General features: G+C 36.5%; 19 protein-coding genes, 1 pseudogene and 1 riboswitch. Of the genes and pseudogenes, 10 read left to right on the top strand and 10 right to left on the bottom strand.

Going from position 1 to position 19423, the window contains the following annotated elements; all coding sequences use genetic code 11:
- Window positions 1–158 precede the first annotated feature (158 nt).
- The 4 genes from H3T47_RS01695 to H3T47_RS01685 form a co-directional block, all read right to left on the bottom strand.
- Window positions 159–608, bottom strand: a complete 450-nt coding sequence (locus H3T47_RS01695; RefSeq protein ID WP_370567559.1) for a Fic family protein — start codon at window positions 606–608, stop codon at window positions 159–161.
- Between the two features lie 18 nt (window positions 609–626).
- Window positions 627–779 carry a hypothetical protein gene (locus H3T47_RS09250; RefSeq protein ID WP_233335810.1) on the bottom strand — a complete coding sequence of 51 codons (153 nt, stop codon included), beginning with the start codon at window positions 777–779 and terminating at the stop codon, window positions 627–629.
- Window positions 772–1194 carry a helix-turn-helix domain-containing protein gene (locus H3T47_RS01690; RefSeq protein WP_187159538.1) on the bottom strand — a complete coding sequence of 141 codons (423 nt, stop codon included), beginning with the start codon at window positions 1192–1194 and terminating at the stop codon, window positions 772–774. Before H3T47_RS01690 ends, H3T47_RS09250 begins: the two co-directional genes overlap by 8 nt.
- Window positions 1195–1761: 567 nt before the next feature.
- The gene (locus H3T47_RS01685) at window positions 1762–2127 is read right to left on the bottom strand and encodes a DUF805 domain-containing protein (RefSeq protein WP_187159539.1); all 366 of its coding nucleotides are present in this window, start codon (window positions 2125–2127) and stop codon (window positions 1762–1764) included.
- Between the two features lie 159 nt (window positions 2128–2286).
- Here H3T47_RS01685 and H3T47_RS01680 point away from each other — a divergent pair, with 159 nt between their 5' ends.
- From H3T47_RS01680 to H3T47_RS01660, 5 genes and pseudogenes are all read left to right on the top strand, one after another.
- The gene (locus H3T47_RS01680) at window positions 2287–3174 is read left to right on the top strand and encodes an SDR family oxidoreductase (protein WP_199282336.1); all 888 of its coding nucleotides are present in this window, start codon (window positions 2287–2289) and stop codon (window positions 3172–3174) included.
- 147 nt (window positions 3175–3321) lie between these two features.
- Complete coding sequence (locus H3T47_RS01675) at window positions 3322–3807, top strand: GNAT family N-acetyltransferase (protein WP_199282335.1); 486 nt, start codon at window positions 3322–3324, stop codon at window positions 3805–3807.
- A gap of 41 nt (window positions 3808–3848) precedes the next feature.
- Window positions 3849–4230 (top strand): annotated as a pseudogene (locus H3T47_RS01670) (cytidine deaminase).
- Window positions 4230–4673: an ASCH domain-containing protein gene (locus H3T47_RS01665; protein WP_199282334.1), complete on the top strand. Its 444-nt coding sequence runs from the start codon at window positions 4230–4232 to the stop codon at window positions 4671–4673. The pseudogene H3T47_RS01670 and the gene H3T47_RS01665 overlap by 1 nt, the downstream one beginning before the upstream one ends.
- Before the next feature lie 277 nt (window positions 4674–4950).
- Window positions 4951–6516, top strand: a complete 1566-nt coding sequence (locus H3T47_RS01660) for an ATP-binding cassette domain-containing protein (RefSeq protein WP_199282333.1) — start codon at window positions 4951–4953, stop codon at window positions 6514–6516.
- Here the strand turns inward: H3T47_RS01660 and H3T47_RS01655 are convergent.
- A complete protein-coding gene (locus tag H3T47_RS01655) occupies window positions 6503–7624 on the bottom strand; it encodes an SLC13 family permease (RefSeq protein ID WP_199282332.1) in 1122 nt (373 codons plus the stop codon). The two genes, H3T47_RS01660 and H3T47_RS01655, sit on opposite strands and share 14 nt — an antisense overlap.
- A gap of 231 nt (window positions 7625–7855) precedes the next feature.
- Here H3T47_RS01655 and H3T47_RS01650 point away from each other — a divergent pair, with 231 nt between their 5' ends.
- Together H3T47_RS01650 and H3T47_RS01645 are read left to right on the top strand one after the other, a co-directional pair.
- The gene (locus tag H3T47_RS01650) at window positions 7856–8584 is read left to right on the top strand and encodes a gamma-glutamyl-gamma-aminobutyrate hydrolase family protein (protein ID WP_038524673.1); all 729 of its coding nucleotides are present in this window, start codon (window positions 7856–7858) and stop codon (window positions 8582–8584) included.
- Window positions 8585–8593: 9 nt separating this feature from the next.
- Window positions 8594–9997, top strand: a complete 1404-nt coding sequence (locus H3T47_RS01645) for an APC family permease (RefSeq protein WP_199282331.1) — start codon at window positions 8594–8596, stop codon at window positions 9995–9997.
- A gap of 78 nt (window positions 9998–10075) precedes the next feature.
- Here H3T47_RS01645 and H3T47_RS01640 read toward each other — a convergent pair whose 3' ends face one another.
- From H3T47_RS01640 to H3T47_RS01620, 5 genes are all read right to left on the bottom strand, one after another.
- On the bottom strand, window positions 10076–11254 hold the full coding sequence (locus H3T47_RS01640; RefSeq protein WP_199282330.1) for an MFS transporter: 1179 nt from the start codon (window positions 11252–11254) through the stop codon (window positions 10076–10078).
- Between the two features lie 74 nt (window positions 11255–11328).
- The gene (locus tag H3T47_RS01635) at window positions 11329–12207 is read right to left on the bottom strand and encodes an AraC family transcriptional regulator (RefSeq protein WP_038524665.1); all 879 of its coding nucleotides are present in this window, start codon (window positions 12205–12207) and stop codon (window positions 11329–11331) included.
- Window positions 12208–12279: 72 nt separating this feature from the next.
- A complete protein-coding gene (locus H3T47_RS01630) occupies window positions 12280–13176 on the bottom strand; it encodes an alpha/beta hydrolase (RefSeq protein ID WP_199282329.1) in 897 nt (298 codons plus the stop codon).
- Window positions 13177–13325: 149 nt separating this feature from the next.
- Window positions 13326–14312 (bottom strand): diaminopimelate epimerase, encoded by a 987-nt coding sequence (dapF, locus tag H3T47_RS01625; protein WP_199282328.1) that lies wholly within the window; start codon window positions 14310–14312, stop codon window positions 13326–13328.
- A gap of 20 nt (window positions 14313–14332) precedes the next feature.
- Window positions 14333–15685, bottom strand: a complete 1353-nt coding sequence (locus H3T47_RS01620; protein WP_199282442.1) for an aspartate kinase — start codon at window positions 15683–15685, stop codon at window positions 14333–14335.
- A 281-nt stretch (window positions 15686–15966) separates the two neighbouring features.
- A riboswitch (Lysine riboswitch) is annotated at window positions 15967–16145 on the top strand.
- 86 nt (window positions 16146–16231) lie between these two features.
- Here H3T47_RS01620 and lysA point away from each other — a divergent pair.
- From lysA to H3T47_RS01605, 3 genes are read left to right on the top strand one after another with little or no spacing between them, the layout of a single operon-like run.
- Window positions 16232–17545, top strand: a complete 1314-nt coding sequence (gene lysA / locus H3T47_RS01615) for a diaminopimelate decarboxylase (RefSeq protein WP_199282327.1) — start codon at window positions 16232–16234, stop codon at window positions 17543–17545.
- An 8-nt stretch (window positions 17546–17553) separates the two neighbouring features.
- Complete coding sequence (gene dapD / locus H3T47_RS01610; protein WP_199282326.1) at window positions 17554–18264, top strand: 2,3,4,5-tetrahydropyridine-2,6-dicarboxylate N-acetyltransferase; 711 nt, start codon at window positions 17554–17556, stop codon at window positions 18262–18264.
- A gap of 4 nt (window positions 18265–18268) precedes the next feature.
- Window positions 18269–19408: an N-acetyldiaminopimelate deacetylase gene (locus H3T47_RS01605; RefSeq protein WP_199282325.1), complete on the top strand. Its 1140-nt coding sequence runs from the start codon at window positions 18269–18271 to the stop codon at window positions 19406–19408.
- Window positions 19409–19423 lie beyond the last annotated feature (15 nt).

Below are 19423 nucleotides of genomic sequence, written 5' to 3'. Positions count from 1 at the left end.
ATTAACTAGTATCATTCAACTAATTTTTTCAGTAGATATTGGTAAAAGTTTGGTTTATAAATGCAGTTTTTAGTTGATAATTTAGCCATAAAAATATCCCCAAATTTAGGTTAAATTTGGGGATCATATCACTTTTATGCTTATTTAAAAGGCTATAATCATTCATTTTGATTGAGGTCTTTAGACGTTTTCATCTGTTTAGTTAGAAGCTTGAACGCAGCGTCACGACTAGGTAAGTTTTGAATTTTTATTAAACTAGAAATTTGCTTTACATCGGCATTTTCCTGGGCAGCAATCATTTCCTCATTCTTGCGTGGATAATCAATTACTTGCCCATGATTAGCTGTATAAGCAAGTAAAAATACCTTGCAACTTCGACCATTCCCTTCTCTAAATGGGTGCATAAAATTTATTTCATCCAGTAATTTAGCATAGTCTGTTGCCGCTAAGCCTGCTTGTTTGGGTTGTCCATGAATAATATCGTTGATATTTTTCTCAGCGTAACCAAAGCGTGAATGATCAAAAAATTCATAGCCATTTTTTTGAAAATTACCCGGACGATATTTACCTGCCCAATCATATAATTTGCCAATCATAATTTTGTGTATTTTTTTAAGTCGCGAATATCAGAAATTTTTAGGTTTATAACTCAAAAAAACAAAAGCCCTTCTTGAAGACTGGAGGTATTCTAAATCTTCTAGCTTTTGTTGATTTTTGATGTTTTGCTTATTTTTCATTACACCATTGTCATATAGTGTATCTTTAATCCAGTCACTCATCGCTGCCTTCCCAAATTTCCATAATTTCTTTAACTTCTTCTGGGTCTGGATTAAGAACTCCATCTAATACGCTCTCAACATCTTTTTTAGTTGGGTTCCAACCTTCTAAATGACTAGCTTCAATAACTCCTCTTAGCTCAAGATACATAGCTTTATCAGACACATAAACGCCCTGAATAGTTTGATTTTTATCGTTAATATCAAGTTTATATTCTTTGGGTTGTAACATATTTAGTAAATCGCCTGCTCTTTCATTTAAACCAGTTGCAAAAGCATTAAGCACTCTTACCGACCAGCTTTCAAGTGGCTTAGCTGCTGCTTTTCTCAAAGTACTAGCAGAAACTGCACTTTTTTCTGCAACTTCCACAATACTAATATTTTTACTCTTTAATAGTCTGTTAATCGTTGTCGCCATAGTGTTTTCACTTCTAAAACTCTCAGATCTATTTTATCATTAAAGGACATGATGTTTACCGAATATGGTAAAAACTGACGTTTTTTGAATTAAAGTCCTAAACTTTCATCTGACTTTTCCGTATTTTGTTTTGCAATCATGCTAGCAAATTTTGGTTGACGATTTACTGGAGCAGAAACACTAAGGTTCTTTTCTACTTTAAAACCTATTTTCTCAGCAGATTCTTCCAGTTTCTGGTCTAGTTTTTTATGGTTACTGAGTTTAATTATATTAAAATCTATGTGGCGATTGACTATAATTCAGGATTGCGTATGATTTTTAAAATTGCATCTGCATTGCTTTTGCGTGAACTTTAAACGCCAATATAACGTTCATTATGAGTAGTAATAGAATATTTGATTTCATTACGATCATTGAGCCGAGGGTAAACATAAAGTAGTATAATGCAAGCCGTATCCAATCTTGCTGAAGTTGCTAGCGAAAATATTGGCTACGAAAGAAAAAGTGCAATAATTGCACTAAAAGTACATTATTGCACGTGATTTATATTAGAAAAGGAATTACATTTTAATCGTAATTATTTGCCCTGGATGGTAACAGCATTAAAATGACAAACCAAATGTCGCCAATGATTGGGATTATCATAATCAGTATCCACCAAGCAGAGTGATTACTATCATGTAAGCGGCGAAAACGCAAAGATAACATTGCAATCCAGACAACGAAGGAAATAATAAGAGAACTTGTCTTGATGCTCCAGTCGCCCCAATTATAAATATCATTAATTGAATGGCCTAAAAGGCTCTCAACTAAATGTATTAAGATAAAAGCCAGAACCCAATTAATAATCACCGGCCACCAGTATTCTGAACGACTAGCAGTACCTGAAAAATTAAAGATATTCTGCCAGAATTTTTTGTATGATTTAAACATTAAGTACATCCTCCTATTACACCTAATAAATTCATCATATAGCATCGTATTTAATTGGGCAAAGATAATGACTTTTTGTTAATTAATAAGCAATATTTTTGTTTTATTATTATAAAAGCGGTATCTTGAAATTGAATTTATTGAAGGGAGAAAGTAGAAATGGACAATAATTTATCAGACCCGTTAAAACGTTATCATCATGATGATTTTCCTAAGCAATCACAGGAATATCCAGGCGTGCAAAGTAAAATGGATCCAGTACCTACTGGCGATATGGCCGACTATGAAGGACATGGATTGTTAAAGGGACGCAATGCCCTTGTCACAGGTGGTGATTCTGGTATTGGTCGTGCTGTCGCAATTGGCTTTGCCAAAGAAGGAGCCGATGTCGCCATTCAATATCTACCGGAAGAAGAATCCGATGCTAAAGATACAGCTGAACTCATTAAAAAGGCTGGACGTAAGGCAGTTTTGTTGCCAGCTGATTTCCGTAAACGCGGCGAAGCAGCAAAAGTTGTTGAAAAAGCTGTCAAAGAATTGGGCAGCTTAGAATTACTGGTCATGAACGCAGCTATCCAACAAAATGCTGATGGTTTAGAGAATTTGTCAATGGACCAAGTTCACGATACCTTTGAAGTTAACATCATCTCCATGTTTGAAATGGCTAAAGCGGCTGTACCGCATATGAAACCAGGTAGTGTAATTTTGACCTCGACTTCTTTAGAAGGATTTAGTCCATCACCAATATTGCTTGATTATGCCGCAACTAAAGCGGCAATCGTCAGCTTCTCTATTAATTTGGCTCAAAGCCTTGCTCCAAAGGGTATTAGGGTTAATAGTGTTGCTCCTGGCCCAGTTTGGACACCTTTACAAGTTTGCGGCGGTCAACCAACTGAGGCTCTTTCTACTTTCGGTCAAGAAGTTCTTTTGAAACGTGCAGGACAACCAGATGAAATAGCTCATGTTTATATTTTCTTAGCTTCAAACTTAGCAAGTTATGTCACAGGTCAAGTCTATGGTGCTACAGGTGGACCAGCTATTAATTAAAGGATAACAAATAAAATTTAGTTTCCGTTTTTACTTAGTGTAATAAGTAAAAGCGGTTTTTTTGTTGTAAATTTGCTTTTTGAATGGGGTTTCAGTATATTAAATAATTAATTAGTCTTTAATATTTAAAAGAATAGAGATGAAGAAATGAGTAAAAGTATTTTTCAAAAAATAGCAATGCTGTCGCAAAAAAATGCCCTGATTATTGCGGATAAGTGGCATTACAACGGACAATACGCTTTTTATGATATGAAAAATGATCAAGAAGATTACGATGAAATAATTTCTCCCCAGTTACGTAAAAATAATTACTTTCAGGTTTTGGATGAAGATGACAACTTAGTCGCTTTCTTTTGTCTTGACCCAGATAAGAAGAAAAAAGAACAAGTTGAAGTTGGTTTGGGACTGGCTCCTAATCTAACTGGTCATGGTCGGGGCAGAGAATTTATGACGGTTATTGAAAACTACATTAAAAATAACTACGATTATCAAGTAATTGTTTTAGCGGTAGCTGAATTCAACGTGCGTGCAATTAAAGTCTACCAAAAGGCAGGTTATGTCATCACTGGGACAGAAATGGTTCATTCAAATGGTGGCATCTATAAATTTAATATTATGACTAAAAAACTTTGAACGTAATCTATAGACAATTTATGAAAAATGAGGGGAAAAAGATGGATAAAAAATGGCAAAAAATGTATGAAGCAGCTAAAAAAGTACAAGAATTCACCGCGATTGGTCCTCATATGGAAGCTGGTGGCAGTTATGACAGAGTCAGGAAATATTTATACGGGAGTTTGTGTTGACACTGCTTGCGGATTAGGTGTTTGCGCGGAACGAAATGCTCTTTTTAATATGATTACTAACGGTGAAACAAGGATTAGCAGAGTTTTAGCATTAATGGCAGATGGCAAAAATGGTGCGCCGTGTGGAGCCTGTCGCGAATTTATTGTTCAACTAATGGAAAAAGATTATCGCCATGTTGAAGTGATGCTGGATTATGAAAGTGGTAAGGTCGCTACAATGGGTGAACTGACTCCAGAATGGTGGTTATAATGGACAAAAAAGTAAAACAATTCTGGTATAACTTTTGTCTTAAACACAATTTGGCTATTGATACTAAAGTTGATGCCTGGGCTTTTGGTTCTAATAAAGATGATGCAGATGAATTGGCTGAACTAGTTGACAAGGGAATCAAAACTGCAACAACTTCGGAATATGTACCTGGCTATGAAGACATGCCAGATATTGGTGGTTGGAACATAATTCTTGATGGCCAGGGTGAACCTGTCTGCGTTGTTCAAGATAAAGTTGTAGAGATTATCCCTTATAATCAAATTTCTGCAGAACATGCTTATCATGAAGGTGAAGGTGACCGTAGTTATCAGTACTGGCGCAAAATTCATGATCAATTCTTTGAAGAAGAATTTAAAGCCAATGGTCAAAAATTTTATCCGCAGGCACCAATGGTATGTGAAATTTTTGAAAAAGTTGAGTAATTAGGCTGTTGAAAAATTAAATAAATATGATATAGTTGAAACAATTCAGGAAAAGAAGGTATTGCAAAAAATGGAGAATTAATTTCTGGTTTTATTAGTAAGCAAAAAAGTTTGATAACCAATGCTTTTTATCATGCATTTTTGCCGATAATCAGAAATTAGTACTGTTCTCTATGCAAGGTGGCACTTTAATTTCACCGCTTTTTGTGCACTGCTAATCAAATTATGGGCAATTTGGTTATCAGTGCTTTTTATTTAGCAAAAAGCAGGTGCTAGTATGGAATATATTAGAATAACTAACCTCACCGTTGAGAATCGAGACGGAACTTTGTTTTATGCCCCACATTTGAATATTCAGGACCATCAAATAATTGGTTTAATAGGTGATAATGGTGTAGGTAAGACCACATTGGTTAATATTATTGCCCAAGTGTCTACAATTTTCAGAGTAACGGGACAAATTCAGTGCCACTGCCGCATTGTTTTGGTGCCACAACTTTTAAATAATGATGAGCAAAGTGGTGGGGAAAAAGAAAAAGAAGCCATTACTCAGGCAATAATCAGATTGGGTCAAGCCAGAAATTCTTTGCTAATTCTGGATGAACCTACTTCTAATTTGGATATTGCACAACAAAAATGGTTAATTAAAACCCTAAGCACTTTAAGCCAGCCAATTTTGATAATTAGTCATGATCAGTCTTTTTTAAAGAAACTTGTTACTGTTATTTGGCACATTAAAGATCATCAAGTTCATGAATTTAAGGGTTCATATAGTGAATATTGTCGATTTCTCACAGCTGAAGAAAAAAGAACAAACATAGAATACCATGAAAAACTAACTAAAATTAAAAAACTAAAGAAAGATCAAAGAGACGCTGAAATAAAGTCTCAAAAGGCTACCAAGAAAAAGAAAGGCATGTCTTGGTCGGATTGGAAAATAAAAGATAGCAGCAAGATAGAGAAAAGGCTTAGCCGAATTAGTATTCAATTAAAAAAACGTATAACTAGCGAAGAAGCTGCGCTGGAAAAACCACAAGTCCATCATACAATTACATTAAGTAACGTTAAGACCACAAACTTAGATCTATCACAAAAAAGTAGTTTAGTCAGATTAGGCATTCAAGAAGTTGTCTTACACGGAAATAATTTGTTTAGTATAACAAAAGAATTGCAAATAAAAGGAAGAGAAAAAATTGCATTAACTGGCAAAAATGGTGTCGGAAAATCAATTTTTTTGGCAAAGTTATTTCATCAGGAACTTAACGCTTGGTTTAATCCGCGTTTAAAAATCGGTTATGTTAAACAGAATATTGCTCAAGAAGCTGCAGAAAAAGAGACAGTGATAGAAACAATTTCTAAAATTAGTGTTTTTGATAAAACAACTAACATGCAACTTTTAGGTGATTTACATTTAAGAAGATTTCTGAATAACCAAGTCTGTGATTTAAGTGGAGGCCAGCTAGTTTGTTATAAATTGGCAAAGGTGCTATTAGGTGAGCATAACTTATTGATACTTGATGAGCCAGATAATTTTTTAGATATTTCAGCTATTAATGCTCTTGAGACATTTCTAAAAAATTATCCGTTTGCTATCATCCTGGTATCTCATGATCAGAACCTGCTGAAAAATTTGAATTTTGCAATCTGGGAAATAAAAAATCATAAATTAATTACGGCTAGTGATTTTTCCAGTCATAAGAATACCAATATTGATAATCAGATTAATTTACTTCAATTTAAATTAGATAAACTAATTACCGACCCCAATGCTTCATTTAAAGAGATAGAAAATATTTCCCGGGAAATAAATAATCTCAAACATAAAATCTCTAAAGAGAACTAAGTTTTATTAATTGTGGTAGCAGTAGCATAACTATCCCGCCCAGCAGGATTAATAAAATAAAATTGATTGCCAAAAAGCCTAATAATACTCGCCCGCTGTGAACATGCGCTTGCTTTAAAGCTAATAAATTGGCAAATGAAGCTAACGGAGTCCCTAGTCCACCGACATTTACGCCCAGAAATATTGCGATTATATCTGTACTGAAACGAGTCATGAGAAAAGTAGCTGGAACATTACTAATTATTTGGCTCAGTAAAATACCTGTCAGATAAGTAATTAGAGAGCTTTGTTGCAACAACTGCGTAACTAAATTAATGACGAATTTTTGCCTTCCTAAAATTCCCACTATTAAGAAAAAGCCTATGAAAGTCACTAAAGTACCATAATCAACTTTTGTAAATAAAAGGTGGTTGATAAGCAAAACGGCTAGAGCGATTGCTATTGTAGCATAAATTAACGGTATAAAATGAAGCACGCCGGCAAGTGTCACTATGAGTAGGGCAAAAGCAGTGATTAAAGATAGCGGCTTAATATTATAGTTTGTTTGCTTTAAGGTAGGTAGTGGAGTTGCAGGGATGGTAAAAGTGGTTAACAAAAGTAAAGCAAAGCTGATTAGAAATAAAGGGAATGAAATTTTAAAAAAATTAGGAGTGGAAAGTTGATAATGATTATAAATATAGAGATTTTGCGGGTTACCAAAAGGTGTTAACGCACTTCCAAGATTTGCTGCAATTGTGATTAACGATAAAGGAAAAACGAAAGGGCCATGAACTTGCTTGTGAATAACTAGAAATAGCGGAATAAGGCTCAGGATAGCGACATCATTAGTTAAAAACATCGCTAAAAATCCCGCTAATAAAACTAACAATTGGGCAACCTGTCGATGAGTACGTGCCAAATTAATGATTTTTTGACTCAAATAGTCTAAAGCCTTAATGTGAATAAAATACTGTGTAACAAGCATTAAACTGAATAATGATAAGATTGTTTGCCAATTAACATCGGAGATTTTAGGCAAAGAATGGCAAAGTAAGCTTGCTAAAAGCAAAATTAGCAAAGTAATCCACATTATTTTCTGTTGTTTAATAGTTCTGCTTAAGTTTTTCATGAAATTTACTCTTTGTAAGATGACCAATAATAATTTTTAACTCAAATATTTTACTACACCAATAGTTTGGTAGCTAATCCTTAAGCCTAATGCAAGCTAAACATTTAAAGTGTTAATGCCTAACTGCAGTAAATTGCAATAAAGCTGACATTAAGCAAAAGGCACACATAAATCGCTCATAACTATTATAATATTAATAAATAATAATATAAGCTTAAATGAGGAGGAAAAATGACAAAACCAATTATTGGTATTGCGGGATCGGAAATGATTGATTCTGGCGGAATGTTTCCCGGTTATCGGCGTAGTTATGTGAATGAAGACTATGTGGATTCTGTTGTTAAAAACGGCGGCGTTCCCTTTATTATCCCTTTTACTGCTGATGATGAAGTTATAAAAAGCCAAATGGCTCATGTTCAAGGACTGATTTTATCTGGTGGTCATGATGTTGATCCCCATTTATATGGTGAGGAACTAATGCCTAAAATTGGTCCAATTTGGCCCGAGCGGGATCATTTTGACATGCTTTTATTAAAAATTGCAGAAGAAACTAATAAACCAGTTTTGGGAGTTTGCCGAGGAGCGCAAATTATTAATGTGGCGCACGGCGGCAGTCTTTACCAAGATGTTAGCTATCGCACTCAGCAGACATTAAAGCATGAGCAGGGGCATACACCAGATTTACCTACGCATAAAATAACTATCAAAGAAAATAGTTTATTAGCTAAAACATTGGGTGTAACCGAATGTATGGTTAATACTTTTCACCATCAGTTAATTAAGAAGGTTGCTCCTGATTTACTTGAAGTTGCAGATGCCAGTGATGGTGTGCCGGAAGGACTTGAAAATAAGCAAGGTAATGTTTTGGCAGTGCAATGGCATCCAGAAATGCTGCATAATAATCCCAATACAGCAAATATGAATAATTTATTCAAATTTGTGATTGAAAGAGCAAAGTAGGGAGTAATAATGGATCAGAGTAAAAATACAGGAGATAAACTAGGTTTTTGGTCGATTGTTTTTTTGGCAATCAACTCAATTATTGGTTCCGGTATCTTTTTAACGCCGGGTAGTGTAGTCAGTCAAGCAGGTAGTAAGGCACTAATTGTTTATTTCATTGCTGCACTTTTTGCTTCAGTTTTAGCCATTTCATTTTCTGCAGCGGCTAAATATGTCACTAAATCTGGGGCTTCTTATGCTTATTCTAAGGCTGCCTTTGGCAATAATATGGGTTTTTACGTCGGCATTTTGCGCTATTTTTCCGCTAGTGTTGCTTGGGGTGTGATGGCTGTCGGTGTTATCAAATCAACTATTTCTATTTTCGGCGGCAATCCAGATAATTTTTTAAATGTTACTATCGGCTTCTTAATACTAATGCTGCTCGTTACAGTAATTAATTTATTCGGGCAAAAATTTGTGAAATTTGTGATGAATATGGCAACAGTAGGGAAATTAGCAGCCTTAATTTTGATTATTGTAGCTGGCGTTGTTTTATTAATTACAACGGGAGCTACACACAGCCTATCATCTGTTGATCAAATTACACAAAACGGCCACAAAATCGTACCCGCGTTAACTACTACAGGCTTTGTGATGGCTGTTGTTTCTGCCTTTTATGCGTTTACGGGCTTTGAATCAGTTGCTTCCGGTTCAGAAGATATGCAAGAGCCAGAAAAAAACTTACCAAAGGCTATTCCACTAGCAATTTTAGTTATTGCCGCAATTTATATTGGAGTAGTAGCCGTGGCAATGGTTTTAGATCCCAAGTCCCTCATGACAACTAAACAAGTAGTAGCCATTAGTGCAATTTTTAAAAATGAAGTCTTGCGGGATATAATTTTAGTGGGTGCGCTTATTTCTATGTTGGGAATAAATGTCGCTTCTAGCTTTAATGCACCGCGCATTCTGGAAGCAATGGCGCGTGAGCACCAGCTACCGGCAACTTTAACAAAAAGAACTAAAAATAATTTTCCCATTAAGACATTTTTTATCTCTGAAGCGCTGGCAGTCTTAGTACCCTTATCATTTCAATTTAATATGACAAACCTGATTACTCTGAGTGCCATGGTCAGATTTTTAGGGTTCATTGTTGTTCCTTTAGCAGTAATTTGCTTTTATTATGGTAAAAATAAGCAGCCAATTTTACCAGCCCCTAAAAATGTTGTAACCGACATCTTTGTACCAATATTGTCGATTGTCTTAGTAATCTTTTTGCTGGTTAAATATAATTGGCAGGCGCAATTCGGCATTATTGAGAATGGTCAAGTCGTTGGTGTAAACTGGTATGCAATCATTATGATGATTTTCGGCTTCGTCATTTTGCCGTTATTCATGTTTTGGTTCTCCAGAAAAGAAAGAAATGAGCAACAATAATTTGCAACAATAAATATGCAATTAAAAAAGAGTTGAACGTGCAAGAGCGCGTCAACTCTTTTTTAATCTAGCTATTTCTTAGTGCTTTTTGACTTTAAAGTAGTGGATTAAGCTATAGCAAAATAGAATAGCCATACCGGCACCCGCCATTGTCATATCGGCACGAGGTGAACCATTGCCTAAACTGCTGCCCAGCCAATCAATAATTGTTGGTGAAGCAGCGCAGCCAACATTTACAAGAACTAAAGTAATAGTAGTAGCAAAGTTGACTGAATTTTGTGGTGCTGTTTCATCTAGCCAATTAAAAATATACGGTACGGATAGACCAAACCCAGTGCCTAAAACAATAACAGCAATCACCAATACTGGCAGGTTAGAAGCATAAGCAAGAGCCAATAGACCAACAACTTGTAGTAATAAGCCAATTGGTAAGATCAAATCTTGCAGTTTCTTTTTTAAATAGCCATAGCACATACCAACAGGAATACCAACAAGAGTTGCCACACTCGAAACAAAAGCAATTTGGCTCACATTAGCAATTTTTTGTGTAGTAGCCAATTGCGGCAACTTAAAAGTCATTGGCATAAAGAAGACGTACATAAAGAACATGATTAAAGAGATCTCCACTACGCTACCGTTAATCTTATTTTCTTCTTTAGCTGCCGGGGCTCCAGTATTTGTTTCACTACTTTTTTCGTCAGGCAATGATACTACTAAACCAAACAATAGTATGATTGGTAATGATACTAGGTAGATTGCAAAAGTTGCATGCCAGCCCAATACGGCTAACAGACCAACACAAAAGGAAAATACTGCAGCACCCACACTACCCATCGAGTTTTGAAAGCCAAGCATAGTTGATAATTCATCGCCTTGATAGAATTTGGACAAAAGGCTAACTGCTAAAGAATTAAATAGCCCAATCCCGGCTCCTAAAAGAAAACGGGAAATTAAAATTGGTGTATAGCTTGTGCCATATATTGGGTAAGTACCTGCCAGCAGGGCAACTGCTAGCCCAGCCATAACTGTTGGCTTAGTGCCGATTAGTTTAATTAAAAATGGACTTATAATAAGACAAACGACAATGCCAATATTAGGAATCGTACTTAATGTTTCGACAGCTGCTCTTGAAACTTGTGGAAATGATGAGTACATCAATGGCAATACTGAAGAAATTTGTGGCGCTATCATTAGCAATAGCGATATTGATAATAAAGCGCATTTGAATAACCCAGATTTAGGATTAATTTTTTTCATATTAACTTGCCTCTTTTTTACTGAATATTAGTTTAGTAATATATTACTCTTTTTTTGCATATAAAATAGCGCTTTCAGTAGCTTGAATATGGCGCTGAGGAACTTTTTCTGATTTGCATACTAGTTTGTCCGTAATAATCAACCATTGCCCTGTTTAATGAGCGAATGCCACTAAAACCATTATTCATTGCAATTGCTGTAAGAGTATTGGCAGTGTGACGCAAGTCCTGATAGGCTTTTTGCGCCCGAAAATTCTTGAGATATTTTCCGATAGTAGTTCCCATATTTTGGTGAAAAACTCTTTGCAGATATTGTCGTGATAAATGACAACTGTTTGCAATATCTTGTGGCGTGATCGGTTCTTGATAGTGGTCTTGAATATAATCTAACGCATTACGCAAATGTCCTGTAATAATTAAGTTACGTGATATTTGGCACTTGTTATCACGTGGCTTTAAAAAGTATTTGAGCAATATCTTTAAAACCTTATAGCTAAGAATAGTTAAATCAAGATTTTTAAAAGTTGCAGCAGGTGCTAATTTTGTTGCAATAATTTTACTTAGTAAAGTTTGCAGATGATGATATTGCGTTGCTTGTTCTACGCTTAATTCTTCAACCGGCTTCACTTCAAACTGATAATGATCCATTTCAGGAAACATTTGTAATACTAAAGAATAAGGGAAAAGCAGGGTTAAAGCCAAATCATTTTTAGTGCTGTTAAGATTGCGCACGCTGTGAACAACTTGGGTATTAATAATTAAAATTTCGCCTGGTTGGGTTTGATAATCTACACCGCCGATGATAAAATGGTCAATTTTTCCCTTTAATGTAAAGCTCAGTTCAATACTTTGATGCCAGTGGGGAGGTACTTCTGAGGAGCCCGGGTATTGATGAACCTTAATAAAAACAGGCAGTTCATCTAGCTGCACCAACTCATGCTTGTCACTTGCCATGATGTTTTCTCCTTTACTAAAAATGGTCGAACTAAAAAAGCTACTAGTTCAACCAGTTTTGGTAATTATTATTTAATTGAGGTATTTACGGAAGAAGTCCACCTCATCTTCGTTACATTGCTTTGCCAACTCATCTTTTTGGTTAATGTGGAAAACATGTCCGCGAGGATTATTACTGTCCCCATAAAAATGTAGTTCGTGATAAATATTTTTGGCATGTAAGTATCCAGAAAGCATGTAGGCATTATCACGCAAAAAGTCATCGGTAGAGGTCATGATAAATAAAGGCGGCAATGCAGAAGTTAGAAATTGTTCTACATTTAGTTCTTCGTGTTTATTCATACGAATTTCGGGTCTGAAATAGGCCTCGGGTGCGCCGGCAATGGAATTAATTTCCGTTAAGAAGTAAGCGCCACAGTTTAAAGCTGCTGCTTTAATGGTCAAGTTGGGAACAGAATAGCCAAAATATTTACGGTATTCATTGTTAGTGTAAACTGCTAAAATTTGTTCACCCATTTGACCGCCTGCACTGTCACCAACTATAAAGACATTGTTTAAGTCAAACTGATATTTAGCCGCATTTTCTTTTTTGGCTACCCAATGAAATACACGGTTAACATCATCTAATTCGCCCGGATAAACAACGGCAGGTGCCAAACGATAATTGGCGTTGACGACTGCAAAGCCTGCTTTAGCTAGAGCTAAGCAATAAAACTGGTAAGTTTCCTTAGTGCCATATACCCAGCCACCACCATGGATATTGATAATAACCGGCAGTTTAGCATCAGTTCTTTTTTGGGGTAAATACACATCAAGAATCTGATATTGTTGATCTTGACCGTAAGGCACATTATCAAATCTTTCTACTTCAGGTATTTGTGTTGGCAAATCAGCGTCGCGCTGATCATCACCTTTTTTAAATTCTTTTCGCATTTCCTGCACTAATTTTAAATAATCTGGTTCTGCCATTTTACAGCACTCCTTTTTGTGAAATCGCTTTAACAAATATATTTTACTTCACTATTATGAAAAAGAAAGGCTATAAAGTCACTTCAAAATGGCTATTAAGCAGCTCAAATTTTTATTTTAGTACAATACTTTACTACCAAAATTACCCTTTACTTATTATGTGTTGCCATAAATTTCTGGTAAGCTTCATTTTCTGTAGTTGATGTAATCTTAAAGTTACTAAAGTCCAGCTGTTTTTCGTGTAATTCACCTTCTGTAACATCAATATAGTGCGTAACTGTAGCATTACCTATTAATTCTATCCAATAGCTATCTGCAGTCCGATGCACTTTAGTTTGAACAAATCCTCCGGGATTGGAGATAGTTAGTAACTGCCCAAAAAGGTGTTCCTGCGGATAAGTTAATGCGTAAACCAGACTTGCGGCTGACATGCCAGTGCCACAAGCATTGGTAAAACCCACACCCCGTTCGAAAGTGCGCACAAATAGATGATGTGCATTCAAAACTTGAGCAAAACTAACGTTTACGCCATCTGGAAAATAAGGGTTTTTCTGATTTAACCTTGTTCCCAGTTTTTCCAATAAGTTGCTTTGTAAAATGTTATTTGGCACTAGACTAATCAAATGTGGGTTGGGAACAGCAACTGCTGAAAATTTTAAATTAGGTGCAAATTCGGGAACCTTTTGATTAATTAACTCAGTAGCGCCTAAATTGGTAAACGGGAGATCAATTGCCTGAAAACTGACAGGGCTGATTTCAACACTGACTGCCTTAACGTCTTGAGCCCAATCCGGCTTGCAGCTGACACGCAAATCACTCTGCATAGTCTCAACTTTAAATGCTTCTTTATGATATTTTTGTGCTAAATAGCGGCCGACTGTCCTTAGGCCGTTACCGCACATTGAAGCAAAAGAGCCGTCAGCATTGATGACCTGCATTTTACCTAAAACTTGAGGATGGTGTGACTTGCTGACTACAAGCAAACCGTCCGCGCCATTTAATAAACCTGTGTCGCGTCTGGTTATTTGCTGTGCCAAGTTGACTAGTTCTTCTTTAGTTAATGGTGCTTTTAATTGGGTTTGATCAAGCAGAAAAAATTGGTTTTGCGAGCCATGAACTTTTTGTAGTTGTACCATAAAGTTTCTCCTTTAAATATTTACTTAAAAAATTGCTGATAAATTTCTTTAACTGCCGCTGCTGCGTCAGCTCTTTTAGTGCCCAGCATGATAGAAATACGTGAGGCACCCTGATTAATCATGTGGATTGCGACGTGTTTCTGCGCCAACGGCATTGTAATATTCTTCATTACGCCAATCTTGTTGCGCATTCCTTCTCCTACTACCATGATGATGGCATAATCATCAAACCATTCTAGTTGGTCAGGTTGCAATGCTTGTTGAATTTCAAAACACATTTGCTGGCGGATTTGCTCATTAAATTGTCTTTTGTCAAAAATAACAGTCAGATCATCAATTCCTGATGGCATGTGTTCGTATGAAATATTAAATTTATAGAAAATTTGTAATAATTTAAGTGTAAATCCAACCTCTTTATTTAGTAAATATTTATGTAAATATAATGCAGCAAAATGACTAGAACTTGCGACCCCAGTAATTATGCTTTGGGGATGAAAATCATGCTCGGGAACAATCATTGTTCCTGGTAAATCAGGGTGGTTAGTATTTTTGACATTTATGGGTACTTGACCTTCAATTGCAGGAATGATCGCTTCATCATGGAAAACCGAAAAGCCAGCGTATGACAGCTCCCGCAATTCGCGATATGTCATAACTTTAATTGCGTAGGGGTGAGTAATAATTCTGGGATCAGCGGCATATATAGCGTCGACGTCGGTAAAGTTCTCATATAAATCTGCTTTAATCCCCCGTGCCCAAATTGCGCCAGTGATATCTGATCCGCCACGGGAAAAAGTAGCAATTAAGCCGTCTTTGGTAATACCGTAAAAGCCGGGAACAACCAACACGTTATCTTTGTTAGACCACTTTTCTAAATTTTTGTAAGTTTCTGGCATCACTTGGGTGTCATTAGCGTTGTCAGTAACCATAAAGCCCGCTTCTTGGGGGTCAAGAAAGTAAGCTGGTAAATGATAATTTTGCAAAACTAAAGTCAAAAGTTGTGCGTTAAGTTTTTCACCGTGAGCTTTAAAGCCAGCCATTAAATAGTCTTGATTAGGGTAATCAGCTTTTGGCAAAGCAATTAGTTCTTGCAGTAAAGGTTGTAATAATTGTTCAGATATTTGAAAGTAAGCAGCAATATCATGATACCTAGACCAAATTGTTTTTACAGTTGAACTGCAATCCTCTTTATTAATTGTTTTATGTGCAAACTCAATTAATAAATCTGTTACTTTAATGTCATTTGAAAATCTTTTTCCTGGAGCAGAAGCTACAATTACTTTACGAGTCTGATCAGCTTTAATAATATTTACTACTTTTTCAAATTGCTCCCCGTCTGCAAGGGAACTACCACCAAATTTAACGACTTTCATGTTAATACCTTTCACAATTAAATTTAATTTTAAGTAATTAGTATTGCATTTTATCATTAAAATTTTAATCTTCAATCAAAAATAAAAAGAGAACTTTTGAAAATGAGCCATTTTGATTAACTGTTTTTAAGCTGTAAAAAGCCAAAAAACATTGCTACTAGAAGTTTTTTGGCTTGTAGTTAAAATGACATTTTTTTAAAATCATTGTCTTTATTTTAAAAACAAAAAATAATTCTGACTGAAAATGGTTGACAATGATTTTAATTAATAATAATATTTTAATAAATCGAAGAGGTTGCAACCAACAAAAGTAGCTGGTGGAGTTTCTGCAAAGGCTGAGAAACTAGTGAAAGGGGCGGTTGCCGAAGCATTAATTATTGCGGTAATTAATTAGCTGGGACGTAATCTAACAGGTTACGGACTGTCGCAATTTTATATTCGCGGAGCGCTATCGACAAAATTGATACCAGATAATAACTTGAAGGACTCTTTTGTTAGGCACGACAAAAGAGCCCTTTTTATTTTAAGAAAAAGGGAGAGACTTAAATGGCTGCTAATGATTATTATCAAACTAATGCTCAAGGTCACTTGGTAATTGGTGGGGTTGATGCACTAAAATTAGCAAAAGAGTTTGGTTCTCCATTAGTTGTTTATGACGTACAAAAAATCAAACAGCAATTTCGGGCTTTCCAAAACGCTTTTGCAAAAGAAAATGTGAATTATGCGATTAGTTATGCCAGTAAAGCATTTGCTACGATAGCAATTTACCAGGTAATTAATGAGCTGGGCGGACATGTGGATGTTGTTTCTGGGGGTGAATTATATACCGCGCTGCAAGCAGGTTTTCCTGCAGCAAAAATTAGCTTTCACGGTAATAATAAAACTGCAGCTGAGTTATTAATGGCTGTGAAAAATCATGTTGGCGTCATTATTTTAGATAATTTTACTGAAATTAAGTTGTTAGGCCAGATTTTGCAAGAAACAAATAGTCAGATGCAGGTAATGTTGCGGCTAACACCAGGAGTTTCTGCACATACTCACGAATATGATCAAACTGGTCAAGAAGATAGTAAATTTGGTTTTGATATTCGTTCGGGTCAAGCCGAGCAGGCCTTTTTACAGGTTAAAGCTAACGCGCAAATGGAACTAATTGGTCTGCACGCACATATTGGCTCACAGATTCTAGAGACAGACGGGTTTAAGCTGGAAGTTGAAAGACTTATGCAATTAGTCAAGGACTGGGAGCAAAAATATGATTACCAGCCGCGTGTTTTAAACTTAGGGGGCGGTTTTGGTATTAGATATACCGAACAGGATGATACTTTAACTGCTCAAACCTTCATCAGTCAAATAGTGCAGACAGTTAAAAAGTGTGTGCAAATAAGCCACTTAAAAATTCCGGCTATCTGGATTGAACCGGGACGTTCGATTGTCGGTGAAGCCGGTTATAGCTTATATACAATCGGTGCTCGCAAAGAAGTACCGGGACTGCTTCCTTATGTAGCAGTTGATGGGGGCATGGGTGATAATATCAGACCGGCACTTTATCAAGCACAATATGAGGCAGTACTAGCAGAAAAGCCACATGCAGAACCAGTAGAAACGGTTAGACTGGCGGGACGTTATTGTGAATCAGGCGATATTATTATTAACAAACTGAAAATCCCTAAAAGTAAACCGGGCGATGTAATAGCAGTTCTGGCTACTGGCGCTTATGGTTATAGCATGGCATCGAATTACAATCGTGTTCCAAGGCCAGCAGTCGTATTTGCAGAAAATGGTCAAGCACAGGTAGTAGTTACACGTGAAACTTATGCGGATTTAATTAATCATGATCGCTTTTATCAACCGAAAGGATAATTAAAAATATGAAAAAAATGTCGGCAACAGAAATTATTGATTTCATTGCTAATTCAACCAAAAAAACACCTGTGAAAGTATATATCAAGGCTGAGATGTCTAAGTTAAAGTGGCCTGAAAATTGCAAGATTTTTAGTGAAACTCATACCGGGGTCGTTTTTGGAGATTGGCAAGACTTGGGTCCTTTTTTAGAAAAAAACGCCGAGAAGATAACATATTATCAAGTGGAAAATGTCAGTCGGAATTCTGCTATTCCCCTGCTAGACATGAAGAACATCTCTGCCAGAATTGAACCGGGTGCCCTTATTCGTGAAAATGTTGAAATAGGCAAAAATGCGGTAATTATGATGGGGGCCGTCATTAATATTGGAGCAGAAATTGGCGAAAATGCCATGATTGATATGAATGCTGTTTTGGGCGGCCGAGCAATCGTTGGTGCGAACAGCCACATAGGAGCAGGAGCGGTAATTGCCGGAGTCGTGGAACCAGCCTCAGCACAACCTGTAAAAATAGGCAAAAATGTTTTGATAGGTGCTAATGCAGTAGTTTTAGAAGGAGTCCAAGTTGGTGACCATGCGGTAGTAGCGGCCGGGGCGGTAGTAACAAAAGATGTACCTGCAAACAGCGTCGTTGCCGGAGTACCAGCAAAAATTATTAAAATGCGTGATCAAAAAACTGCCTCTAAGACAGGAATTGAACAGGGACTAAGAAAGCTGTGAATTAATGTTAACTTCTGCGCAACTTATTAAAATTCGCCGTGACTTGCATCAAATACCGGAATTAGCGTTGCATGAATATCAAACACAAAAATATCTCTTGCAAGTCATTGGTAATTTTAACCAGAAAAATATTGAAATACGTACATGCCCTGAACTACCTACAGCTATATTAGTTCTGGTTCGGGGAAGTAAACCACAAAAAACAATTGGTTATCGAGCAGATATAGATGGTCTGCCAGTTCAAGAAAATACTGGCTTGTCGTTTGCTTCCCACAATCATGGTCAAATGCATGCCTGTGGTCATGACATCCACATGACAGTAGCGCTTGGAATTTTAGCTTATTTTTGTGACCAGCAACCGCAGGATAATTTACTTTTCTTTTTCCAGCCAGCTGAAGAAAGTGAAAGTGGTGGTAAAAAAGCTTATGAAGCTGGGGTTTTTACTGGTAAATGGCATCCAGATGAATTCTTTGCCTTGCATGTTACTCCCGACTTACCCACCGGCACAATTGGCTGCCGTTTAGGAACATTATTTGCGGGCACAACTGAAATCAATATTGACTTATATGGTAAAGATGGTCACGCCGCATATCCACAGCAAGCTAATGATATGGTAGTGGCCGCTGCTGCTTTAATAGAACAAATTCAAACAATTATATCTCGCAGTATTGATCCAATTGCAAGTGGTGTTATTACAATAGGAAAAGTTAGGGCTGGAACAGTTAGAAATGCAATTGCCGGTCATGCTCATTTAGAAGGAACTATTCGCGGGCTAACTCAAAAAATGATCGAAAGAATCGATCAGCGTCTGCGGGAGGTAACTCAAGGAATAGCACAAAGCTATAATGCTAAGGTTGATTTGCAGCTTAATCAAGGCGGCTATTGGCCAGTTGAAAATAATCCTCAAATTACAAGTGAGTTCATTAATTATATGAAGGAAAATACTCAAATTAATTACCAAGAGATGCAGCCGGCTATGACAGGAGAGGACTTTGGCTATTTGCTGGCACAAATTCCCGGTACCATGTTTTGGCTGGGCGTAAATGATAATTCCCAACTTCATTCTGCAACATTTAATCCGCACGAAGAAGCAATAGTAATAGGAATTAAAGCAATGGTGGGTTTTTTACTGAGTCACATGTAGCTCAAAAGGAGAAAA

The organism is Lactobacillus sp. W8093, from assembly GCF_016100925.1.
GTDB lineage: Bacteria > Bacillota > Bacilli > Lactobacillales > Lactobacillaceae > Lactobacillus > Lactobacillus helsingborgensis.
Note: the sequence above shows the minus strand (reverse complement) of the source record. Positions and strands in the feature narration are given on the sequence as shown.